The sequence below is a fragment of the Bacillus sp. 22475 genome (assembly GCF_052044835.1).
GTDB lineage: Bacteria > Bacillota > Bacilli > Bacillales > Bacillaceae_G > Bacillus_A > Bacillus_A cereus.
Genome location: NZ_JBQENW010000033.1, coordinates 25,885 through 49,136, shown reverse-complemented (window position 1 = coordinate 49,136; position 23,252 = coordinate 25,885). Strand labels below are relative to the sequence as shown.

Here is a 23,252-nt window from a genome sequence, read left to right as displayed (position 1 = left end):
CAAGGACTGCGGGGTTAGCCTAATCAATTAGAGTTCGATAGAACTCTTTACTTAGGAATCCCTCACTTCTAAACGAAGTGAAAGTGGGGGTAGTTCAAAAGTTAGTGAGCAGTTAGCTTTGGCTAGCTGCTTTTTTGTATATATTGGAATCGATTCTACATTTTACTGCTTTTTGATGATTCATATATAGATTTTATGGCTTTTAAAAACTCTGTAAGTGTTTTGTAATATTTACGAGAGACTTTTTTAACAGTTATGAGAGAGAAAAGAAAGATTTGTTATATATGATGAAATTAATCTTACTAGTAGGTGTTCTAATTGACCTAGAAACCAAGGAGGAAAAATAACAATGAAACAATTAAAGCCAGCAATTAGTGTATTAGGTAGTGTATCGATGGCACTGACTCTAGCATCTCCAGCTTTAGCAGATGTAAAACAACCGAATCCAGGAGGTACAGTTGAAATATTCAAAGAGAATGCAAATGCAAAAAAAGAAGATAAGAATTTCACGCTCGGATCCGATGGGGAGATAGGCTCGCTCATTACACAAAACATTGAAATGGCAAACAATGATTGGGATAAAGATGGTATTTCTAACGACTTAGAAATTAATGGATATAAAATTGAATTCAATTCACAAACTGGAAAAAATGAAGCGAAAGCATGGGATCCTGAGAAGGATAAAGGAAAACCAAAATTTATATCGAATCCTATGAATGCAAATACGGATGGTGATCCTTTTACCGATATGTATGAGGTTGAGAATTATAACAACGATTCTGATACTAATTTCAATCCGATAATTGCCAACATACCGAATTTGCAAATTGGTGTCAAACGTATTGAAGTAATTCCTATTGCAACCATTACGGATAATAATGGCGGATCCGTTAGCAGAGGATGGGAAAAAAGCGTATCCACACAACATTCATTTAATGTAGGTCTAAGTGGTTCAGGTGGTGTAGAAGGCTCAGCAGCCGGTCCTGTTCCTTCCGGAAGTGTTTCAGCAAATGTGGGATACGGATATTCAAAAACAACTACGGAAACGGAGAGTTATACAAATAATTTTGATTGGTCTACTGCAACAACTGTGGACACAGCGAACGCAGCAAAATTACGGGTACATTTGGAATATAAGAATGTAGGAACAGCATCCGCTGAAAATGTTTCGCCACATTTTAATATTCGTTTAGGAAACAAAATTATTAATACTGTAAAGGCAACACAAGATCGTTATAAAGCAAACTATTTAAGTACAGAAAAAGGTGGACGCAATAAAACAGAAGTAGTTATTGACAGTTTAGAAGGACAAGCAGATGCAAATATTGTCTTATCTTTGGATGAATTGAAAGCTGTTGAACAAGGGGAACTTCTTTCGATTGAAGTTTTACCTACAAGTACAATGGATTTATCTATTGAAAAAGGTGAAGAAATTATGCATTTGGGGGATTCAGGAAGATATGAGTCTAGAGTGCATGCAGCTACTGAACAATTAGAAACAGATATAGGAAATATACCAAAGTTTAGAGTATATACTCCTAAAGACAAATCCCTTGCTGATAAGCCAGTTTTATCCTATAACGAAGTTTTTCAACATGTAAATATAGATACGAAAAAAGTAAATCATATTGTAAACAAGGCTAAAAGTACTAATAACGTATCAGTGGTTTCAGCTAATAATGGAACTGATGCATTAAACGATTTAAAAGCGGGACAGGGAGATCGCGGTTATTTACATAAAGACTCTGTACACGGTGCTTTTGCAAAACTACAGCAACCAACATTAGTAGAAGGTAGTTATGATTCTGTGACGCAAAAGATTAGGGCAACAATTTTACCTGGTTTATTTGGGGTGAGTAAAGAGATTCCTACTACTTATAGCAAGAAATGGAATGCTCCGTCACAAACAGTAAAACTAGTTAAACGTGAGAATGGATTTACATATGAATCTAGAGAAAATATACACCCTATTAAATCTGAAATTGCTGCGCACAGAAAAGTTACATTTGAAATCAATGACGCACACAATCTAACGCCTACACAAAAGATTGATACTGAAGTTAAAGCTAATAAAGAATTTGAAGATTATGTAGTAGATAATTCAGGTGAATTTGTTACAGAAGGAGTTCCTTATACTGTGGCCTCATATGGAAATACAGCTTATTGGGGAAGTCATCATGCCGGGAATAAATGGGAGTATCTTTGGTCTGAAAAATCTAGTGATGAAAAAGCGAATGTAATTATTGAAAGAGTAGGTCAACCTAAACCTGGAAAACCAATTAAAAAGGATGAAGAGGTATTAATTAAATTTCAAAATCCTATTTATTCAGATTATGCATATTTAAAACTTCAAGATAGTTATATCCATTTAGATCAAAAACAGAACGCAAGTACTTTTAAATTTAATCATGCATATCCAAAGAATTTCACTGGACACCATAAGCAATGGAACATACTATCTAATGGTAACAAGTTAAAGGTAGGATATTTAATCGATTATATGAAATATGGTAATGGAGAGAATGGGACTGATACTATAGCATGGAATCTATCAAGAGTTCAGTAATAGGTAATAGTTCTGTTGCTAAGTTTGGAAAGAGAAACGGAAATGAATTGAATCCGAAAAGTTAGATACAATAATTTAGGTTACTAATAAGGAATGAGTTCGATGTTGAATCGGACTCATTTCTTTTAATTTATATGATTTAGTAACTACTATTTTAAATGCTTATCTAGTCATATAAGTAATCAAATGTTAAGATTACTATCTAAATTACATAATTTATTTTCCGAATTTTTATTTGTTTCGAGTCTGAAATGTGGAATTCTGATTTATTTATGTGATTAGTTTCTATATCTTTACCTATAAAGATATTTTTATTGGATAATAGAAAAAATAAATTTTGTGTTATTGATGAAAAAGAAGTGAGGATAGTATATGAAGAAAAGAATTTTAATCGTAGAAGATGAAGAAAATATTCGAGAAGTATGCAAACGGTATTTAGAAAGAGAAGAATATGAAGTTTATACAGCTGTAAATGGTAAAGAAGGTTGGGATTTATTTCTTACACATCAACCAGATTTAATTATATTAGATTTGATGATGCCAAAAAAAGATGGATGGGAATTATGTGAGGAAATTCGTCAACAGTCAAATGTCCCTATTATTATGTTAACTGCTAAGGGAGAGGAAAGGGATCGAATTTTAGGCTTAACAATGGGGGCAGATGATTATTTAACAAAGCCATTTTCCCCTCGTGAATTAGTATTAAGGGTTCAAATTATACTAAGAAGAGGAAGTCATGTACCAATACAAGCGAAAGAATCCCTATTGGAAGTGATAGAGTTTCCAGATTTAAAAATATATCCAAAGACAAGATATGTACTTGTTTGTGATAAGGAAGTGGAGTTAACGGTGAAAGAGTTTGAGGTACTTTATCTCATGGCAAAGCATCCAAAACAGGTATTTTCTCGCTCGCAGCTTCTTGAATTAATTTGGGATTTTGGACATGAAGGGGCATCAAACACAGTTACCGTATTAGTGAGTCGTTTACGTGAAAAGCTCGAGAAGCATACGATAAAGAATCGTTGGATTCATACGGTTTGGGGTATAGGATATCGCTTTGAGCCAAATGGAGGAAATGAAACATGAGATTACGTATTCAATTGTTACTCATGAATCTATTAAGTACCAGTATTATGGTAATTGCTATATGGTATAGTGAGACCAAAATGTTACTTGAACCGGAACAAACGCGGTTATTAACAGTAATTGCATTTGTGGCATTCATTATTTCAACGTTTATTTATTGGTTAATGACACGTCCTATCATGAGATCTATACAAAATTTAATAAAATTGACGAAACAATTTAGTGATAGACACTTTGAAACAATGTATATAATTGGGCAAGAACCACGTGAGTTTAAAGAATTAGCAACAGCCTTTCAACAGATGGCAAAAAAATTAGAAGAAGGGTTTACTAAGTTAGAGGAACAGGAAAACTCTCGTAAGGAGCTAATTACCAATATCTCACACGACTTACGAACACCTATGGCTAGCATGCAAATGATGATAGAAGCATTACAAGATAACCTGATTGAAGATCCTGAAATGAAAAAGCAATACTTAGCAACGGTTTTAAAAGAAATAGAAAGATTAAATGGATTAATTAACGACTTATTTGATCTTTCAAAGTTAGAGTTTGAGCAAGTAGATTTTCACCCAAGTTTCACACATTTAGATAAAGTTCTATTAGATGTATTAGAGTCACATTCTGTCTTATTAGGGGACAAACAAATCCATGTGCAATTGGATGTCCCTGATACATTACCTCGACTTTTGATTATGCCTTGTAAAATAGAAAGGGTCATAGGTAATTTATTACATAATGCAATTCGATATTCTCCTATCTCTGGAACAATTGAGTTGACTGTAGTGGAAAATAAACTAACTCAAAAGGTCCAATTCACTTTGCGGGATGAAGGAATAGGAATTTCTCCAAATGATCAATTACGTGTATTTGAACGTTTTTTTAGAACAGACCGATCAAGAAGTTCACAATCTGGAGGTTCCGGACTTGGATTAGCCATTGCAAAATCATTAATTGAAATGCACAAAGGGGAAATTGGTGTAAGGAATCGCGCAGATGGTAAGCAGGGAAGTGAATTTTGGTTCACTCTTCCCATCACATCAGTAAAAAAATAAGATGGCTGAAAGACTTTTGTAACATTTACGTTAGAAAAATGAAAGACCTTCTTGTTAACATACTACTACACAGTATGTTACAGGAGGTTTTTTACTTTATGAAAAGAAGATATGTATGGCTTATAGGTGGTTTGATAATTGTATTGGGGATTTTATGGTCATTGTTCCGACCAGAGAAATTATTTATTGATAAGCACGTAAATGAATCATTGCCACAAGCAGAGATACAATCAACTGAAGTAAAGCAGCAAAGTGATCGAGTAATAAGGGAAGGTCAGTTTCAAAAAGGTGTCCATGAAACAGCCGGAATGGCAAAAATTCACCAATTAGCGGATGGAAAACGTGTTTTACGACTTTCTAATTTTGCAACATCTAATGGGCCAGATGTACGAGTTGTATTAGTTCCTACAAATCGTTTGAAAAATAATGAAGACGTGAAAAACTATCAGTATATTGAATTGGGAAAATTAAAGGGAAATAAAGGAGACCAAAACTACGAAATTCCTGAAGGGATAGATGTAAATGAATATGGGTCGGTTTCTGTTTGGTGTAAAAGATTTAATGAAAACTTTGGTGCGGCTTATTTTAATAATTAAATATGAACTTAAAATATCCTCTTACAGGAGAAATTCATATGGGTTATGGTAGTAGCTGCAACGGACTTAGTTGCTAATAAGGGCACTCATAAGAGTGTGTTTTTCATATTTCTTAATTTTTGTATATTTTAGAGCTATTGGACGTTTACGGGGTACCGCCACATCACTATCAAGCTACCAAAATAAAATCCTAGATAGAAAAAACGGTATTTTTTCTATCTAGGATTTAGATGTATCTTTTGAATAAAGTTTGATAAAAATGCTTTTTCTCCCATCCATAAGGAATAGTTTATTGTGAATGGAGAAAAAATGATTACAGAAGGAGACGGTGGTTGGAGTTCGGCTCCACGAAGTATTATGACCCAAAAAGAAGACGGCACAATAATGTTTCTAGAGATAGATGGTAGGCAAACACATAGCATAGGGGCTACGTTAAAAGAGTGTCAAGATATCCTATATGAAAAAGGAGCTATAAATGCGTTGGCAATGGATGGAGGTTCTTCTGCTACGCTATATTTAGGGGGAAAGGTTATAAATTCGCCTTCCACATTATCTCATGAAGATCGTTATTTACCGAATGCTTGGGTGGTAACAGCAAATTCTAAGCAAAAAATACAGATGACAATAGATGAGGAAAAGGTAAATCCAAAAAGATTAGATGAAATTGATACAAAAATTTAAGCCCATGTATGAATTACTTATATAGATCAAAATTATGGTTAAAACCGTAGAATGTATAATGCATAAAATCCGTGAAATGAAATCCTTACACAACAAAGAGAAATGAAAATAACACTAAACTTTTTGATGAAATTCACAAAAAGTTTAGTGTTATATTTAATACAGTTACACTTTCAAGGTCTATTAACTTGTAAGGTCATCTAACTTTAACCATTGAGATTTTCAAGAGCGTTCAATAAATTAGTTCCATCCGGACTACCTAATCCTGTACAAGCATCCCATCCGGAAGATGCTTTATAAGCACCATTTCCATTATTTACATTATTATTTCCGACTGTAATATCATGAAATATACCAGTTTGAGTCGATAACTTATATAAAACTGGATTGATAAATCCGATTGAGTGACCCAATTGTTGATTGATATTTGCAATTAAACCAGCCCAAAGAGGAGCTACAGCGCTAGTTCCACCAGTAACAGTTTGTTGCCCATTTACTTCAATTTGATACCCTGTTTCTGGATCAGCATTACCTGCCACGTCTGGAACACCACGCCCACTTTTTCCCCCTGGATTAGCTGAAGACGGAACATGTGCATTTATCTGCCAGCTTGGAAGAGGGAATACATCACTCACTCCGCCACCAGTAGCAATTTGCCTTGCAGGACTATTGTTCCAAACAACCTCATTAGTTATTATGTGATCGTTCCCTTCTAAACGTGTACCACCACATGCTAAAGCAAAAGGACTAGATGCAGGGAAATCAGTGTGAAGTAATTGGTCTGGTGCAGAACCATCTTGGTTAAAATCTGATGAACCATTATCCCCCGCGGCACAACATACTGTTATGCCAAGTGTTGCAGCATCTTGGAAAGCTCGATCTAAAGCTATTCTAGCTTGATTTGTCCAGCTATCTTCAGATGCACCCCAACTTATAGAAATTACAGAAGGTTTGTTAATTTGATCATGGATGGCTTTATTGATACTATGAAGAAATCCAGCGTCCGTATTTGGTGCAAAATACATAGCAATTTTCACCCCAGGAGCAACTGCAGCGGCTACCTCAATGTCTAACTGTACTTCACCATCTGCAGCATCCCCTGTTTGATTATGTGCTCCATCTACAAGTACATCAACTAGTTTTGGTTGAGAAACTCCTAAGCGATTAAAGTATTGTACCATATCATTAGGATTGTATCCCCCGCCAAATTCTGCAATAGCGATGCATTGGTCCTTACAATTTAAAGATGGAAAATTATAAAGCTTTGCTACTTCGGGTGGTGTAAATGTTTTTCTTGCAGCTGCACTTACAACCTTATCTTCTTCCAACATACAAATATGTGGAGACACTTGTGGCCTGTTATCTAATCCTAAAACGGCTTCAACAATATCAGAAATTTCTTCTGGAACATGTACATGCCCTGTACGTCCGCGATATGTAAAGTCAGGATGCTCATATTGAGCAAGCTCCACACCAAATGCTGTACTGAATCTATCTACAGTTCCCGCTAACCTAACTGTTCCAGCAGCAACATTTATGTCTTTTACCTCTAGCCCTTGTTCATTTGCAAATGCTTCTATCTTTTTCAAATCATTAGGATTAGCGCCATGCTTGGACTCAAACTCTTCATGGCTAAGGTGACCACGTTCTGAAAGCGGACTAGTAGTTGCCTTTTCAATCATAGATTTCAACTTTTCAGTATTAGAAGGACGTTTAACAACAATGGTTACTAACATCTTTTCATTTGGGTCAGCTGGAGCCACCTTCTTTGCGTTAGATGGGACATTACGTTCACTACCTGAAACCCTAACCAGATTCTTGTTCATTTTTTTACACCTTACTTTCATTATTTTTAATATTGTTAATTTGCTATATTATATTGCTACTAAAAAATTAAAAGCAAACATAGCAACCTTATTATGTACTTATTAAATATTTTTATACTCTATTAAAGAAACATGCATTTAACATATATATTGATTTAAAAAGATAGATAGGGAAAATATATTATATCTATATGTTTATAAAGTGTTTTTGAATTTATAAAACTCATATTAATATATGGAATTATAATATTTACTAGTTGTTATAATGTAAATAATCCAGTTCTATTCCTACAAATTCCAGCTGTTAAAGCAGAGTTTGCTAGTGAGAATACAGAATTTATAAAAAAGTTATGGTTATAGTAGAAGGTAAATAGTCTGTTTAATTTTAAAGGAAACATTATAGGTACGTTTTATTTTTTAGAGCAAGGAAAATATTGCTTACTTGATCGTTACGCATAAAGCAGGATCTCCTTAAAGATATTACCATTTTAAACCTGGTGTTTTTCTTAAGCAGAATTAGTGTTTATTCATTATTTCATATTATTTTTGTCTGGAATTTTTCATTTGGATTAGCTAGGGATGATATATTTGGATTTTTTGATGTTAATTATGTAATTAGTTCGCTCACTTTGTAGACTGGACAATTCAAGCATCCAGGTGGATGATTCTTTCTTTAGGAATAAAAAATTCTTGAAGTGATTTAGGTTTTATGAAAAGCTAAATCACTTCAAGAGGAGGAGTAATACCGTTAAGGAGATCCCAAGTACTTAATCCAAAAGAATACTCGAAATGCGGATAATCAACTAGGGTAGTAAAACGCCCACCCCAATTTAAACCAAGTTTTTCTCCTATATACCCCATTTGCTTGAATTTTTTGATGTTACCCCAAGGTATAGAGTTATTTTCGTAAGGTGCAGCATCAAATGCCAATCCCCAATTGTGATATGATTCCCCGCCCCGAGCATTTGTAACCTTTTTACCTGGTTGCCATCTTCCTAAAGAAAATAAACGGTCTTGTTCACTCCAGCTCCTAAATGCGGAATATATTCGAACATCTAAGCCATTAGCTTTTGTTACTTGAAGAAACTCTTTAGCCAACATCTCAACATATGGGTGTAAGGAGTGTAAGTGATTAGAGCTAGTATAAAATTCAGATTGAGAATTGGGATTAAACAATTTGTGGCGTGTTCTAGGTGTAATATCTCCAGAAGGGTATAAATTTTGATTTTTTTGGTATTCTTGTATGGCTTGGGTAGTCGATACATTGAATAGCCCATCAAGTTCTCCAAAATAAGTCCCCATAGATTGCAGCTTCTTTTGTATTAATATTCCGTTCTCAAACAATGATCTCCATGTGTTAACTTCTACTATTCCATTTGAATTTAATTTATTTTTTTCTTGAAAAATTTTTGTGCATTTATTTGTTTTTTCGTCAAAAAAACCGGTAATAGCAAGCTTCTCGTAGTTTACTCCCAAACCGTTTAAATTTAATTGGAGGACTGTTACATAATATCCTGTAGAGCCTAATTTTAAAGTGGGTAAATTATCCATATTTCACCCCTTGATTTTAGAATACTGTTATTTATTATAGCTGAATTGAACTTTAATATGACCGGTATTAATCGTAGAAGAAATAGCGGTTAATATATTCAGTTTTATTCACTCAACTTGCTAAAAGTAAAGTTACTTTATTTAAATATTTGTAAGTATTTTTTCTATTCCTTAAATATAGATTTTAAAGAAGTAATTTAAAACAAGTGCTTTATAAATCAACTGAAATCTTTAATTCATAACTTTCTTTGTTATAAGCAAGTATAAATTTGAATTACTTAAAATTATCTTTGTAAATAAGGTTATTTAACTTTTATAGTATGTAACAAAAGTGTAACTAGATTAACCTTTTGGATTGAAGAGTTATTTCGGTTAGATTAACAGAAGATAGTGAAAAAATAGAGTTGTTCAAACGTGTGTTACGATGATTTTAGAGAGGATTTGAGCAAGTATAAAATTGAGTTATATAAAATTATCTTTGTAAATAAGGTTATTTAACTTTTATAGTATGTAACAAAAGTGTAACTAGATTAACCTTTTGGATTGAAGGAGTTTTTCGGATAGATTAGCAGGAAGTGGTCAAGTATTAATAGAGTAGTCCATACTTATTTTTTTAAAAATCTATAGAATCTTTAAAGAAAATAGGCAATTATATGATTTCAAAAAAATAGAGTTGAGCATAATATCATGGATAAAGGGCCTTTTTATTTTGTTTATATACGAGAGTTTTAATATAAATAGGATTTGATGAGAGGAGAGATGAATTTGTATAATTATCCACCATATTCTTCAGGAAATTCTAAACCACCACATTCTATAGCAGGAGTGAGTGATGAAGGTCAGGAAGCTTTTTATCGGCAACCAAGTGGCAAGATATTTGCAAAAATATATGAAATAGGTACAGAAAGACCGATTAAGGGTGTCAAATTATCAATTTATAAAATGACAAATGAAGGGCGTATTTTAGCTTCCCGACAAAGTGAGGTTATTACTTTATATACGAATGAATTCGGTGAAACAAATACAGTTGCCTTACCTACGCCTCCTAAAGAAAATGCGGCCGATCCATTAGGGCCTAAACCATATTCAGAGTATGCAATTTCCATTGAAGCTACAGGTTATGCACCTGTAGTACTACGTGGTACACAAATTTTTGAAGGTGTTACTGCAGTTCAAAAAATGGAACTTATACCTATTAGTGGCGCGGAAGGACGGGATTCTGTTGAAATAATTGATATTCCGGAACATACATTAATCGGACAATATCCTCAGCAGGAATCGCAGCAGGAACTACAAAAAGAAATCAAGACACAACAAGAGACAAGAGAAGATAGCGATAGAGATATTGTGATACCTGAATTTGTTATCGTTCACGATGGTCATCCAAATACGCCCGCACGAAATTATAAGTTAAGATTTAAAGATTATATAAAAAATGTGGCCGCTTCCGAGGTTTATCCGACTTGGAAAAAAGAAGCATTGTTAGCCAATGCTCTTTGCATATTGACTTTTACATTAAACCGCATTTATGTAAATCCTTATAAAGGAAAAGGATTCACCATCACAAGTAGTACACAGTTTGATCAACAGTATGTTCATGGGAGAAATACCTTTGAATCTACTGATGATGCAGTGGAGGAGGTATTTAAGCAATATCTTGCAAAGCATGGAGAAAACACACCATTCTTCACGCAATATCGTGCTGGTAAAAAGCAACCATGCCCATTTGCAAGTCGACCAGGAATGCTTTATCAATGGGGGACAGCATGCCTTGCAGAACAAGGAATGAGTTACATGGATATTTTGAAATACTACTATAAAAATATAGAAATCCGTTTAGCTGATTTTATAAAAGTAATTAAGTCATTCCCAGGATATAATTTAAAGGAAGGAGATCAAAATACTGCTGTTGAAACCATTCAAAAATATTTATTCCATATAAGAAAAAGATATACAGATATTCCTGAAGTAAGAGTAAACGGTACATTCAATTCAAGTACTGCAAACGCAGTTAAGGCTTTTCAAAGACAGTTCCAAATTTCTGAAAATGGGACTGTAGATGAGGTAACTTGGAATAAAATGAATGATGTATATGTGTATGTTACTAATCTCCCTGGCATGTATCCTATTTTGCAAAATGGTAGTCAAGGAGAAAAAGTAAGGGAATTACAAAATTTATTAAAGGATTATGGTTTTTACGAGGGTCAATTAGATGGATTTTTTGGCCTTGGAACTGAAAAATCAGTGAAAGAGTTTCAGAAGATAAAAAGTTTTACTGTTACAGGAGTAGTGCGTAAAGAACTATGGATAATCCTTGAAGCAATACAATATACTCTGGGAACTTCCCGAACGTCTTTAACAAGTAATTCAATTCCACAGCAAACGAATACAGGTTTAAATCTTAAAACACAAGCCCCTTCTCAAAATCAAAACCCAGTATCTATTTATCCCCCTTCTATGACAAATGTGTCCAATTATCAGCAAGCTCAATCATTCTACAATAATAATAGATATTATCCCTTTTCTTAAATAGTGATGTATGTAAAAGTGACAAGGAGTAATTAAATGAACAGACATAGAGGGAGGACGAATAGATTTGAATGAAAATTATTCTTATCCATTGGATTTAGGACAGCAAATTTATTATCAACCACATCTATTTTTTAATGAAAATCAAATTTATTATGATACACGGCATTCTTATCGGGCATCAACTGGTAAATTAATTGTATCTGTTTATGAAATGAATACAGATAAACCTATTAAGGGTGCAAAGGTATTCATTCGTAAGCAAGAGGATAGTAGTCAAGTTATTGCTACACTCCAAACAAATGACATTGGTTTCACAAGTCCCATTTCTCTATCAGCGCCTCCTAAAGAGTATTCTCAGAATCCTTCAGGACCTAAACCTTATACAGAATATGTCCTTACAATCGAAGCACCTAACTATGGAGTTAAAATAATTAGAGGTGTACAAATCTTTCCGGAAACTACAGCGAAACAAAGAGTGGAAATGGTTCCTGTTAATCGAACAGGAGAACGCCAATTAATTGAAACAATTAATATTCCTCAACATGCATTAACTGAATATTATTTAGAGAGACAACTTCGATCAAACTATCCCCGTTTTTCTCACTTTCCTCAACATGCAAATAGCGTAAACATCCCTCAATACATTATCGTTCATGATGGAAATCCTAATGAATTAGCTCCAAGGTATAAAGTGGAATTTAAGGAATATGTAAAAAACGTAGCTGCTTCAGAACTTTATCCAACATGGCCTAAAGAAGCAATTAAGGCTAATATAATTTGTATAACATCTTTTGTATTAAATCGTATATATAATGAGCATTATTTGGAAAGAGGGTTTACTATTAGTAGCACTCCTTTGTTTGATCAATCTTATAATTATGGTAGAAGTACTTTTTCTGAAATAGATGATATAGTTGATGAGCTGTTTAATCAATATATTGCAAAACCGTATAGTATCGAACCAATGTTAATTGCATATAGTAGTGGTATAAGAAATTATTCAAATGAATACTTTTGTAGATGGAGCAGTAAATATCTTGCTGATCAAGGTATGGATTATGTAGGTATTTTAAAGAGCTATTATCCATTAGCTCAAATTTATTTTTTATAATTTAGTAAAAAGGTATTATGTAATTTAGGGGTAAGATGAATTACAAATGGTATATGGATTCAAGTTTATTATTAAAATATAGATAAATCAAAAACCGTAGAAGTAGTTAGGTTCTATGGTTTTTCTGTATATAATTATTAAAAGGTTTATTTTGTTAAAATAAAGAAAACTCCCTCCTAAAAAAGGTAAGGGAGTAAGTATTAAGCTTTTTTAACTTATATTTATTTGAATTATAAAAACTCAAGAAGAACTCAATGAAAAATCAATTTTACGAGCATAGTTAGGAAAATCAACAAGGGGTTTTCTATTCCTTTGAGTGTCTTGAATACTTTGATTTCGATGTCGTTCATATATACTTACTGGAAATTTTCTAAACTTTATTATTAACAATCGCTTTTGTAATTACAATCTTCAACAGGTTTAATTGCATGGCCAGAGTCATCTGTACACCATGACTGTGACTGGAACGCTAAAAAGACAGCTTCCCATTTATCAGTGTCTTTATAATGGAAAAGTACTCCACCATCTTGCCAAATGCCGTCATCTTTTTTAAAACTTCCTACATTTCCTTGGTTCATGTGGACATCATGAATTCCAGGAGGGATTTCTTCACCATATGCATAAATATCAACTTTTGGATTATTTTCAGATGTTTTCATGTAATTTAAAAACTTATCTTGCAAATCGTTATCCTCACCAGGTGCAGTTACTGGAAGTGGGACTAATTTACAACGGTCAAGTAAATTACCTCGAATATAATCAAGCGCAATTTCTCTATTATTACTAGTAATGTTTGTGAAGCCGTAATTTAAGTTAGGTAGGTTTGTAATTTGCTCAGAATGAAAATTTTTACCTGCATAATATAATAACTCTGATGGTTTTTCTTTTGATTTGACATTAATAATAATTTCGTATTCACGGTTATTATTATCTGAGATATTAACTGTAAAATGAGGTGTGCTATCCTGATTGTCAGGAGGGGTATATCCTACAACTTGACCTTTTAAAACTCCATAATTTTTTAACGGCATTGCTAACAGCTCCTAAAAATTTATTTAAACAGAATATAGTATTATCTGTGTTTTGTTTTTTATTCTAAAGTTATATTAATAAAATGGGAGGGAATATTTTTTCTATTAAGAAATTATAATCAATTTATGATTTTCACTTTTCAATATCAGCGGATAGTAGTAATCTTAAGCTGTACGAATATTTTCTAATGACTATTACAGGAACATCAATTACAACAGTAACTGGATCTATCCCCGGTTTGCATGGAGCTTGTATATTAGAAAACGTAACAAGTCTTTTTGGGGGTACTTCTAGTGCCACGCCCTTAGTAGCGGGAATGGCTGCTTAAACTATTTCAGCGAATCCAGAATTAACAGCTATAAATATAATTTCTATCTTAAAAAGCACCGTTTCTAAATTAAAGACGCCACCAAGTCCATTTGATAAAGGAGCATTTATTGATATTGGAAGTAGTGATGGAACATGAAGTCCCTTGGTTTGGGCATGGTAGAGTGGATGTATTCAATGCGGTGAACGAAGCTTTATAAATTAAATAATGTTTGTAAAATATCCTTTTAATAAGTATTGGTACAAAAAGTGGTAGAAAAAAATAGATTTGCTGCTATAAGTAGAAGATATAGTGAAGGGTAAAAATTTAGGTGCGATGCTGAAAAAAACTATAAGATTTTATTTTTATTATTAATATCAAGTCAGGAATAAAGTGAGTGTTTATAGTTAGTTGCATAATTAAAATCCACCTCAAAAATGACTCTTTTTTTAAGAACGTTTTTAATTTATTCACCATAATTTTATAATAGCATATACAATTACAAAACCGGAATAATTGCTATATAATAATATCCGTTTCTAGTTTGTTACAGCTTTCTACAAAGGCAGGGGAACTAACTTATAACCTTCAAGTGCATGTTGAATTTCTCTTTAAGGTAATAAAGGTATATTAAATTTTAATCATATAATAATAGATGAATTGAAAAAGATATGGGGATGCTAACTTATTTTAAGCATTTTTAAAATTTAGATCTTGATAATCTCAAAGCATATAAATTGTATGAATTTCAAACATAAAGAACAAATTAATAGAGATGTTATAAACTACTATCACGAAAGGGTGTAATTTATGCATACAAAACGTTGTTCGCATAAGAAATGTCAATGCTTTATTGTTCCAACCTATATTCTGGAGAATTTAGCACAAAACGATATAGAAGCCGCACGAATTAGTTTAGCAAAAAGTCGCCAAATTCGAAAACGTAGAAGCTTGAAAGAATATGATATTAATGGGGTTGTCGCTTTAACTGATGCTGGAGCAGGACCTAAAGGTGAATCTGCACGCCATGTATATGATTGTAATGGTGGAAGAGACCTTCGAGTTAAAGAGGTTAGAAAAGAAGGCGATAGATCAATTGGGGATAACGCAGTTAACCATGCGTATGATTATGCTGGTATAGTACGTGATTATTACAAAAATGTGTTCCACCGTAATTCTATTGATAACAATGGTCTTGATCTCATTTTGAATGTTCATTTTGGTCATAACTATCAAAATGCTTTTTGGGACGGGGATGAAATGGTGTTTGGTGATGGGGATGGAACTATTTTTACTAGTTTTACAGATTCACTTGATGTTATAGGGCACGAACTAACACATGGAATTACTCAATTTACTAATGGTTTAGAATACGATGGACAGTCTGGAGCTTTGAATGAACATATTTCGGACGTGTTCGGAATTGCAATTAAGCAATCTTATTTAAAGCAAACGGCAAAAGATGCGGATTGGTTAATTGGTGCTGATATAATGGGACCAACATTAAAAGGACAAGCACTTCGTTCAATGAAAGCACCTGGCACTGCATTTGACAATAAACTAATGGGTAAGGATATGCAACCAGATCATATGAAAAATTATTATCAAGGATCTCAGGATAACCACGGAGTTCATATAAATAGTGGTATACCAAATAAAGTGTTTTATCTTGTATCTATGGAAATTGGAACAGATAAAGCAGCTTTAATATGGTATAATGCAATGCACAACTTATTTGCAACTACTAATTTCAATCAATTTGCGCAAATTGTAACTAAAGCAGCACAAAAACTTGTAGATAGTGGCGAAGTTCCGCAAACAGCTGCAAAAACAGTAGTATCAGCTTTTAAATCGGTCGGTTTACCTTCTTAATCAGATTTTGTATCATGAAGGGAGGGCTAATATGCATATTAAATTTAGTTGTACCGGGGGGCTTGCTAACCTCCACATAACCTTTCAGACGGATACGACGGATTTACCAGAGGAACAAGCTAAGGAATTAATTAATTTAATTCAACAATCTAATCTTTTATATCTTAAACCAAGTGAAGTAAATGGGGCTGCTATCCAAGGAGCGGATGCTTTTTCTTATGAGTTAGGAATAACAGACGATGAGAAGAATGTATCCTTTTCAGTAAACGATTTGACAGCTCCAAAAGATATGCTCCCCGTTTTAGATTATTTACGCAATTTAGCTATTAAAGAAAAGATGAAAAAATAATAAAAAAACCAAATTCTCAATTAGAATTTGGTTTTTTTATTATTAACAACATCTATGTAATTTTAAAATTTATCTACTAAGCATACGTGGTGAAAAAATGTGTTATCATGTATTTTTTACATGATAACATAAAGGTGGAATCGAATAATATACCTTATTTAAATGTCGTAGTCGTAATAAAAGTCCAGCAAAATAAAATTGCTGAACTTTTATTCTTTATTCTTTCCTATTCTTCCTAAACTATCTTTAATAGTTGTTTCCCCAAGTTGAGTATATAACAATGCTGTATCTTGACTAGTATGTCCAAGTTGCTGCATCACTTGTAAAGAGTCTTTCTCCTCCATGTATAACTTATTTGCCAATGTATGTCTTAATTTATGAGGAGACATTCTTTTTCCATAGGCCTTAGTATATTTTTCTACTATATCTTGGATGGCCCTAACTGATAGAGGCTGTGCAGTATGTTTATACTTCGATAAAAAAACATTTTTTAATTCTTTTCCTGGAGCATATTTGTTATCTCTGATTTCCATATACTTTTCAAGATCATTCAATGCAATTGGGGTAATCCATACAGAATCTTCTTTGTTTCCTTTTCGGATTACATCAATTAGTCTTTCTTTTAAGTTTATATCTTCTATACGTAGATCGGCTAATTCGCTTACTCGAATACCACTACCAAGAAAGAGGGAGAGAATAGCTACATCACGATCTTTATCTCTTAGGAAATAGAATAACTGATGTTTTGTTAAAGATTTTTCATGTTCATATTTAACGTAATTTAAAAATTCTTGATCGTCATCATTATGGAATATTTTAGATCTCATACGTTTTGCACGAGCATTTAATGTTTCTTTATCTTTATGTATTTCAATTTTGGCCATTACATTTCTATAAAAATAACATTCTCCTTCATCATTCTCTGATAGGGAAGTAAGGTACTTGAATAAAGACTTTAAGGCTGAAATTTTTCTATTAACAGAGGAATTCTGCATGTTTTGTTGTAGTTTTAGAAACCTCATGAAGTTCTCAACATCTTTTTTCTTTAAATTCTCCAAATCAGAGAAGGATATGTCTTTAATGGGCTTAAATTCAATAATTTGCTCGGATAATAGCCAGTTAAAGAAGACTCTAAAATCATATACATAATTCAGTAGGGTGGAGGGAGAGGCATCATGCAATTCTTTGTACTCCACAAATTCTTCTATGTAAAAGGGCATTTCATTTAGATTTTCGTATAATTTTTTACGATGTACGGATTTTTGACGTTGCTTACTGTAATCCATAAAAATCACCTCATATATACTATAACAGAAAAGAATAGCGAACACAAGTTCGCATTAAATTCAATTTTTACACAAACTTATTTACATAATTAAATTATGAAATACTAAAATATGTTCAAAACTGAATGGTATAGTGTAGTTAGTCAAATGAAAATTATAGCTAACTAAGTGATAAATTTGTATAAGACCATAAAATTCAGTGAAAAAACTACATATAAATGTATGTAAAATAAAAAAAATTTTATATATAAATTCATACAAAAAATCAATATATGAAAACAGTTTAAAATTCGTTATCTAACATGAATTGGTTAATTTAATCATGATTATAAGGAGTTAAATAGATCAACATAAGAAAAACTTTTATAAATTTAAGTGTAATTTACTATAAAATTTTGCAATGAGTAATTTAGTATTTGCTAATTTCTATATAAAATATGAATTATATAGACACATACCAATATACGGAGATTCATGCTAACGAGCTCGAAATCCCTAAATACTGTATTAGATTTTTATTTATATATCTTATTGTTCGTAAAATTGGTATTTCGTGCGAAGTTGTGAGTGTTTATTTTTTCACCTCTTTATAAAGGTATCATCTACCTTACCTTTCATCAGTCTAAATATCTTTTAGTTTCAGATACATTCAGCTATACATTATTAATATTGATTAAATGGTCGCTTATAGCGATATAGCCAGTGTATAACATTTTAATACAAATCAGTTAACTTTAACTCCTTAAGACTAAATAGATGGTGTATTTTACAAAATATAATTGTTGTGATGTCGAAATAGAGCATTTCCTTTAATTCTTTTTATTGTACTTGATTTAGCTGAGCATTCCGCTAAATATTATTTAAATGCAGATTTCAAAATATAACTACTAAATTTCTCTTTTCATCTCAATGACATAAGTATTCTTTTTATTTTGAGATTTATTCACTTGTTTTTTACAAATACCTATGAGATGTGTTATGTAAACTGATTAAAGTAAGTTATTGTAATGTATGCTTTTGGCTTCATGTAAGTGCGAATCCGTACATCCGCATTCGCACTTACATGATATATTCCAATTTGACTTATATAACTGTGCTCCAGTATATATCGTTTAATCTTTTGATCATCAACTGGGATTGTAATGGCGTTTGCGCCAGATGCGTATATATCCTATCCTTTAACACTCTCACTACTAATACTAACTAGATCAATTCTTTATTTTTTCAGATTCATATATTCTTCTAAAGTTAGTTTTTCTTTATATATATTTTCAGCAATATCACCTACGTAACGTACATGCCAAGGCTCATAAGCATATCCAGTAATATTCTCCTTACCTTTTGGGTAACGAATGATAAATCCTGCACGATGTGCGTTATCTTTTAGCCATTTGCCTTCCTTCGTATTTGCAAAGGATAGCTCTAGTTCATTGTTCGCACTTTTAGATGAAACATCCATTGTTAGCCCTGTTTGATGTTCACTATGCCCTGGCTTTGCAGAGAAGCGATCCGTATGCTCTTGCCCATTCTTTTTAACATTGCTGGCATACAGACCTTTTTGATACTCATAGGAACGAAATCTTGAAACAGCATTCAACTGAATCCCATCTTGCTTAGCTAAAAGAAATAGTTTTTCTAACCCTTCCGCTGCTTCTTTACGAAGATGACTCTTTTCTACCGTTCCACTAAATGAGAACGGTACATTTGGTACAACTAAATCTTCTGGCTTATAGTTTTCGGGTAAACCATATTCCTTATTTACTACAGCCTGTATACTAGCAAAAGAGCTTGCTATCTTTCTTGAAGTCCCAATTTGCTTTCTATTTTTTTCATTATTTATGGAGTTTTCATTAGTTTCATGGTTTGTCTTATATGGTTCTTTACCAATAGATACATTAGTGTAAACGATAAAGATACCTAATATTACTACTAAACAAGTTAAGGTTCCTACTAATTTAAATCTCATCATTCATTTCCTTCCTGCAACGCCTACTGTTATTCATTCATCATACTGTAACCATGTCAAATCCATATTAATTCCCTTTGAATTTTTCTTCATAGCGTATTTCTTAATAGATTGATAGTATATCTTCCCGTACTTTTGACATCCTTAAAATATCAGTTCTATTCATACGTGTAGAAAAATAATCTAAAAATTTGTATAATAAGATAAAAAGTGTAGCATTCTATTATAGAAAGGTCTTGGTATAATGCTAGGTATTGATGTAAAAAAAACAAAAGAAGAGTTAATAATTTCATGGCAATTGGCGGAGGTTACAATCCCATTACGTGAAGTGCTTGAGGTTACCGAAGATGCTACCTATGCGGGAGTTGAAGAACCAACTGCAATCCGTATTGGAACTGCATATGGGACAACTGACCGTATATTAATTAGAACTGTAAAACAAAATTATGTATTATTTACTACAAACAAAGTGTCGATTTTAAAAGCTATTCTTTCTTAAATATGGTCATATAAATAGACTCAAACAAAGTTCGAATAAAGCAAAGGAGAGAAGTCATAGAATAGACTCCTCTCCTTTATTTAATTGAAATGAATATTATAATCCATACTCATTTCAGTATAGCTTTTATAACCTAAGAACATCTTTCTTTTTTGATTCTGATATTACTAATCAAATTAAGACCAAATCCACACATCATCATTATTTTGAGTGCTATTGTTTACCTCATACACTTTTTCGATGTGATCAACTGTGTTGTAATTAATAGAAATGCCGCCCCAGCCTACATACTTCATATCAATTTTCACTTTCTCACCTGTTTTAAATGATTGTCCCTTTGTTAAGAACACGTCAATAACGTCTTTCTCCCCATTTTGTGTTGGATACTCACTACGACATATTTAGTAGCACTGTCTTCCATCGTACCTACTTCTGATACTTCACCAATCACATAATCAGGTGAGCCATTTTCTTTCAAATGCATACCTAGTTTATTTGTAGATTTCATAGGAACTAGTATATTATATAACTCTTATTATAGTCCGCTGCTTGGTATACAATAAAAATATCCACATACTAGGAGTGATAAGTAGGTTGTGTATACTCTCCGGTGTTATCTCAAAAATATGGTTAACCATATATACAGACGATTCTTTACTATGTTCACATAAACTATCTAATGTTGTAGCGACGTATGACGCTCCGGATTTCTCCTAAGATATTGACATATAGAATTTCTTTACGTATTCCCTTTCCGTTCATATCACCCACCACTCTCTGTACTAATAGGAAGTAATTTGTTTAAATGCTCCTTATGTTAACTAAAATACTTATTGTTTATATTTTTTTATTGTTATATAATATTTTATGTCTTTATTTATATGCGATTAAGATATATCGGAATTAGAAAAAGGGATCTTTCGAGATTCCTTTTTCTATTTAAAATAAAAAAGAAGCGGATTCGCTACCTATCCATATTCCTCGCCTCACAGTGATTCCTTTATATTTTTTTATTATATCCTAGCCTTTTAAATCTATTTATTAAAATGTATAATTATAAATGACCACTAACATTTTGAATCGAGGTGACAATCATGAGGAGTTTTAGTTCATTATTGATCTCTACTATCTGTTCAACAATCCTTTTAGTTTGGAATTGCTTTTCTTTCTATACTGGATTCACAACAGGACATACATACTACTGGGTTAACGGAATCATAGCCTTGCTCTTCCTTCTATTCTTTATCCTAAACATGCGAGATATTATCAAGAAAAACTACAGAACATAAGAAAAATAGGAGTGGATACATATGTGGAAAAAGATTAATAATTATAAATTTCATCTAAAAGATTTGAAATTTATGACTTGGCTATTCCCAATTGTCGGTTTATTATACGCTTATGAATTCTTCTCTGGTCTAATATTCCAACAGGAGGTTCGTTGGCTCAAGTTAATATGCATGACAATAATGATTATAGGATTTATAGATATTAGAAAGAAGCTTAAAAACAAAGATTATAGAGCGGCATGAATCAACAAAACTCTTGAACTTATTTTCAAGTCTTTTCATTATATTTTCGGGACTTACTCAATTAAAAACATTATCAAGAGAATCTGCAGTTCTGCAGGTTTTTTTGTAAGGTAAAAAAGCATCCTATTTAGATGCTTGCCATTATCTTTTTTCTACATAATAATACTACCAAACACGATGCAGCCTACCCCTAATAATATGAACAGTTACGGAAAATTAAAATCTAAGGAAATAAGGTCGACAAGATGTTCAAAAGCCAAACTAACTTTTTCTTTCCAATTGTCACCTTCTACTTCCTTAATTTCATAAATCAAGGTCAAACAAATAATTAATATCCCTAAATCAATTAAGTATATAACCAAAATTCATACATCCTTTTTTAAATATAAAATAGCAGTGGAATCACTATTTTAATTTCTACATAACCCCTTTTACTTTTACCCGCTTATAAAGAACTTTACGACTTACACCAGTAACTTCACATATCTTCTTAACCGTATATCCATTTTCTTCACTATTAGCAAGCAGCTCTAAGGCGTGCTCCATTCTAGGGTTTTTATCCCGCATTTTTTAGTTCTTCCCTTATATACGCCACATTGTTTAGCAAAGTCTATCCATTCTCGCTGGTGCATCTTAATTTTGTGCTCGTTTGTTATGTAATATTAACAACAAACAAGACGCTCCCCAGATAAAGGAAGCGTCTCCGATAATTGCTATAAACTTTATCAAACTTATTTATCCTCACATTATTTATTTCTTTGCTTCCATACCCCATTATCTTTACGATAAGTATTCTTGCCATCCATGAAGTCAGCCGTATTACCCGGAATACTATATTTCTTATTCTTTTTCTTAGCCTTCTTCTTCAGCCTTTTCTCTTCTTGAATAGCTTGCAAATCCGCCTTCCATTGTTTCAACAAATCCTTTTCATGTCGCATCGAATTTGTACCCCTTGGATTAAAATGTGAACCAAATAATTAGATTCTACCTATTTATATAGATATCCTCCAATCCAATGTACCAAATTATGTTTTTTGTTTTAAATAGACCGAAAATATGTTAAAATACCCCATATATCCAAGGAGGGTTGTCATGCTCAACTTCCATAAAGAATTATCCCTATTAGGATTCTTTTTATTTTTATACAGTTTCATCAGTACCGTCTTTTTATTACTATTTCTTAGCGTGTAGTAACAATGCAATGCGTATAAATATATGTTTAATGTCTTAATTCTATAAAAGAAGTAAAAAAGCACTTCTGTTGGATGATTAATATATACTAGCTGAAGCCAATCTATACCCGATATTCTTTCCTATAGCAATAATAGGAATCTCCACTAAATGAAGTTGCACATCATCTTTTTCAAAAATTCTCACCTTTATAATCCCTGTTTTTAACCATAAA

18 protein-coding genes and 4 pseudogenes are annotated in these 23,252 nt (G+C 32.5%); 13 read left to right on the top strand and 9 right to left on the bottom strand.

All coding sequences use genetic code 11. From position 1 onward, the window contains the following. Positions 1-349: 349 nt before the first annotated feature. From ACTJJY_RS28090 to ACTJJY_RS28070, 5 genes and pseudogenes are all read left to right on the top strand, one after another. Positions 350-2,566, top strand: coding sequence for a binary toxin-like calcium binding domain-containing protein (locus ACTJJY_RS28090; RefSeq protein ID WP_098563815.1), 2,217 nt, complete (start codon positions 350-352; stop codon positions 2,564-2,566). Positions 2,567-2,938: 372 nt separating this feature from the next. Then, the gene (locus ACTJJY_RS28085; protein ID WP_000746049.1) at positions 2,939-3,652 is read left to right on the top strand and encodes a response regulator transcription factor; all 714 of its coding nucleotides are present in this window, start codon (positions 2,939-2,941) and stop codon (positions 3,650-3,652) included. Beyond that, the gene (locus ACTJJY_RS28080) at positions 3,649-4,707 is read left to right on the top strand and encodes a sensor histidine kinase (protein ID WP_153593008.1); all 1,059 of its coding nucleotides are present in this window, start codon (positions 3,649-3,651) and stop codon (positions 4,705-4,707) included. The genes ACTJJY_RS28085 and ACTJJY_RS28080 overlap by 4 nt, the downstream gene beginning before the upstream one ends. A gap of 98 nt (positions 4,708-4,805) precedes the next feature. Then, a complete protein-coding gene (locus ACTJJY_RS28075) occupies positions 4,806-5,303 on the top strand; it encodes a DM13 domain-containing protein (protein WP_440607118.1) in 498 nt (165 codons plus the stop codon). 291 nt (positions 5,304-5,594) lie between these two features. Next, positions 5,595-5,984: pseudogene (locus tag ACTJJY_RS28070) on the top strand (phosphodiester glycosidase family protein); the annotation flags it as partial. A gap of 206 nt (positions 5,985-6,190) precedes the next feature. Here the strand turns inward: ACTJJY_RS28070 and ACTJJY_RS28065 are convergent. Continuing rightward, complete coding sequence (locus ACTJJY_RS28065; RefSeq protein WP_440607117.1) at positions 6,191-7,810, bottom strand: S53 family peptidase; 1,620 nt, start codon at positions 7,808-7,810, stop codon at positions 6,191-6,193. Positions 7,811-8,527: 717 nt separating this feature from the next. After that, positions 8,528-9,361, bottom strand: coding sequence for a peptidoglycan-binding protein (locus ACTJJY_RS28060; protein WP_440607116.1), 834 nt, complete (start codon positions 9,359-9,361; stop codon positions 8,528-8,530). Between the two features lie 765 nt (positions 9,362-10,126). Between ACTJJY_RS28060 and ACTJJY_RS28055 the strand changes: the two genes are divergently transcribed. Further along, complete coding sequence (locus ACTJJY_RS28055; protein ID WP_440607115.1) at positions 10,127-11,890, top strand: peptidoglycan-binding protein; 1,764 nt, start codon at positions 10,127-10,129, stop codon at positions 11,888-11,890. Positions 11,891-11,957: 67 nt separating this feature from the next. Then, complete coding sequence (locus ACTJJY_RS28050) at positions 11,958-13,004, top strand: SpoIID/LytB domain-containing protein (RefSeq protein WP_440607114.1); 1,047 nt, start codon at positions 11,958-11,960, stop codon at positions 13,002-13,004. Positions 13,005-13,244: 240 nt separating this feature from the next. Here ACTJJY_RS28050 and ACTJJY_RS28045 read toward each other — a convergent pair. Then, a pseudogene (locus ACTJJY_RS28045) lies at positions 13,245-13,373 on the bottom strand (endonuclease I); the annotation flags it as partial. Positions 13,374-13,387: 14 nt separating this feature from the next. Further along, positions 13,388-14,035 (bottom strand): YukJ family protein, encoded by a 648-nt coding sequence (locus ACTJJY_RS28040; RefSeq protein WP_025118722.1) that lies wholly within the window; start codon positions 14,033-14,035, stop codon positions 13,388-13,390. Between the two features lie 188 nt (positions 14,036-14,223). On the opposite strand from ACTJJY_RS28040, the gene ACTJJY_RS28035 reads away from it, so the two are divergent. From ACTJJY_RS28035 to ACTJJY_RS28025, 3 genes are all read left to right on the top strand, one after another. After that, entirely contained in the window at positions 14,224-14,364 is a 141-nt protein-coding gene (locus ACTJJY_RS28035; RefSeq protein WP_440607113.1) for a hypothetical protein, read from the top strand. A 789-nt stretch (positions 14,365-15,153) separates the two neighbouring features. Then, on the top strand, positions 15,154-16,215 hold the full coding sequence (locus ACTJJY_RS28030) for a M4 family metallopeptidase (protein ID WP_440607112.1): 1,062 nt from the start codon (positions 15,154-15,156) through the stop codon (positions 16,213-16,215). A gap of 31 nt (positions 16,216-16,246) precedes the next feature. Then, complete coding sequence (locus ACTJJY_RS28025; protein WP_440607111.1) at positions 16,247-16,564, top strand: protealysin inhibitor emfourin; 318 nt, start codon at positions 16,247-16,249, stop codon at positions 16,562-16,564. A gap of 209 nt (positions 16,565-16,773) precedes the next feature. Here ACTJJY_RS28025 and xerS read toward each other — a convergent pair whose 3' ends face one another. Beyond that, positions 16,774-17,850, bottom strand: coding sequence for a tyrosine recombinase XerS (gene xerS / locus ACTJJY_RS28020; RefSeq protein WP_088045664.1), 1,077 nt, complete (start codon positions 17,848-17,850; stop codon positions 16,774-16,776). 1,216 nt (positions 17,851-19,066) lie between these two features. Then, a complete protein-coding gene (locus tag ACTJJY_RS28015; RefSeq protein ID WP_440607120.1) occupies positions 19,067-19,816 on the bottom strand; it encodes a M15 family metallopeptidase in 750 nt (249 codons plus the stop codon). Positions 19,817-20,060: 244 nt separating this feature from the next. On the opposite strand from ACTJJY_RS28015, the gene ACTJJY_RS28010 reads away from it, so the two are divergent. Further along, on the top strand, positions 20,061-20,315 hold the full coding sequence (locus tag ACTJJY_RS28010; protein WP_440607110.1) for a SunI/YnzG family protein: 255 nt from the start codon (positions 20,061-20,063) through the stop codon (positions 20,313-20,315). 176 nt (positions 20,316-20,491) lie between these two features. Here ACTJJY_RS28010 and ACTJJY_RS28005 read toward each other — a convergent pair. After that, positions 20,492-20,817 (bottom strand): annotated as a pseudogene (locus ACTJJY_RS28005) (hypothetical protein); the annotation flags it as partial. A gap of 592 nt (positions 20,818-21,409) precedes the next feature. On the opposite strand from ACTJJY_RS28005, the gene ACTJJY_RS28000 reads away from it, so the two are divergent. After that, positions 21,410-21,604, top strand: coding sequence for a hypothetical protein (locus ACTJJY_RS28000; protein WP_440607109.1), 195 nt, complete (start codon positions 21,410-21,412; stop codon positions 21,602-21,604). Positions 21,605-21,625: 21 nt separating this feature from the next. After that, entirely contained in the window at positions 21,626-21,847 is a 222-nt protein-coding gene (locus ACTJJY_RS27995) for a hypothetical protein (RefSeq protein WP_440607108.1), read from the top strand. Between the two features lie 417 nt (positions 21,848-22,264). Here ACTJJY_RS27995 and ACTJJY_RS27990 read toward each other — a convergent pair. Then, a pseudogene (locus tag ACTJJY_RS27990) lies at positions 22,265-22,485 on the bottom strand (recombinase family protein); the annotation flags it as partial. 108 nt (positions 22,486-22,593) lie between these two features. Then, on the bottom strand, positions 22,594-22,785 hold the full coding sequence (locus ACTJJY_RS27985; RefSeq protein ID WP_001215520.1) for a hypothetical protein: 192 nt from the start codon (positions 22,783-22,785) through the stop codon (positions 22,594-22,596). Positions 22,786-23,252: the final 467 nt, after the last annotated feature.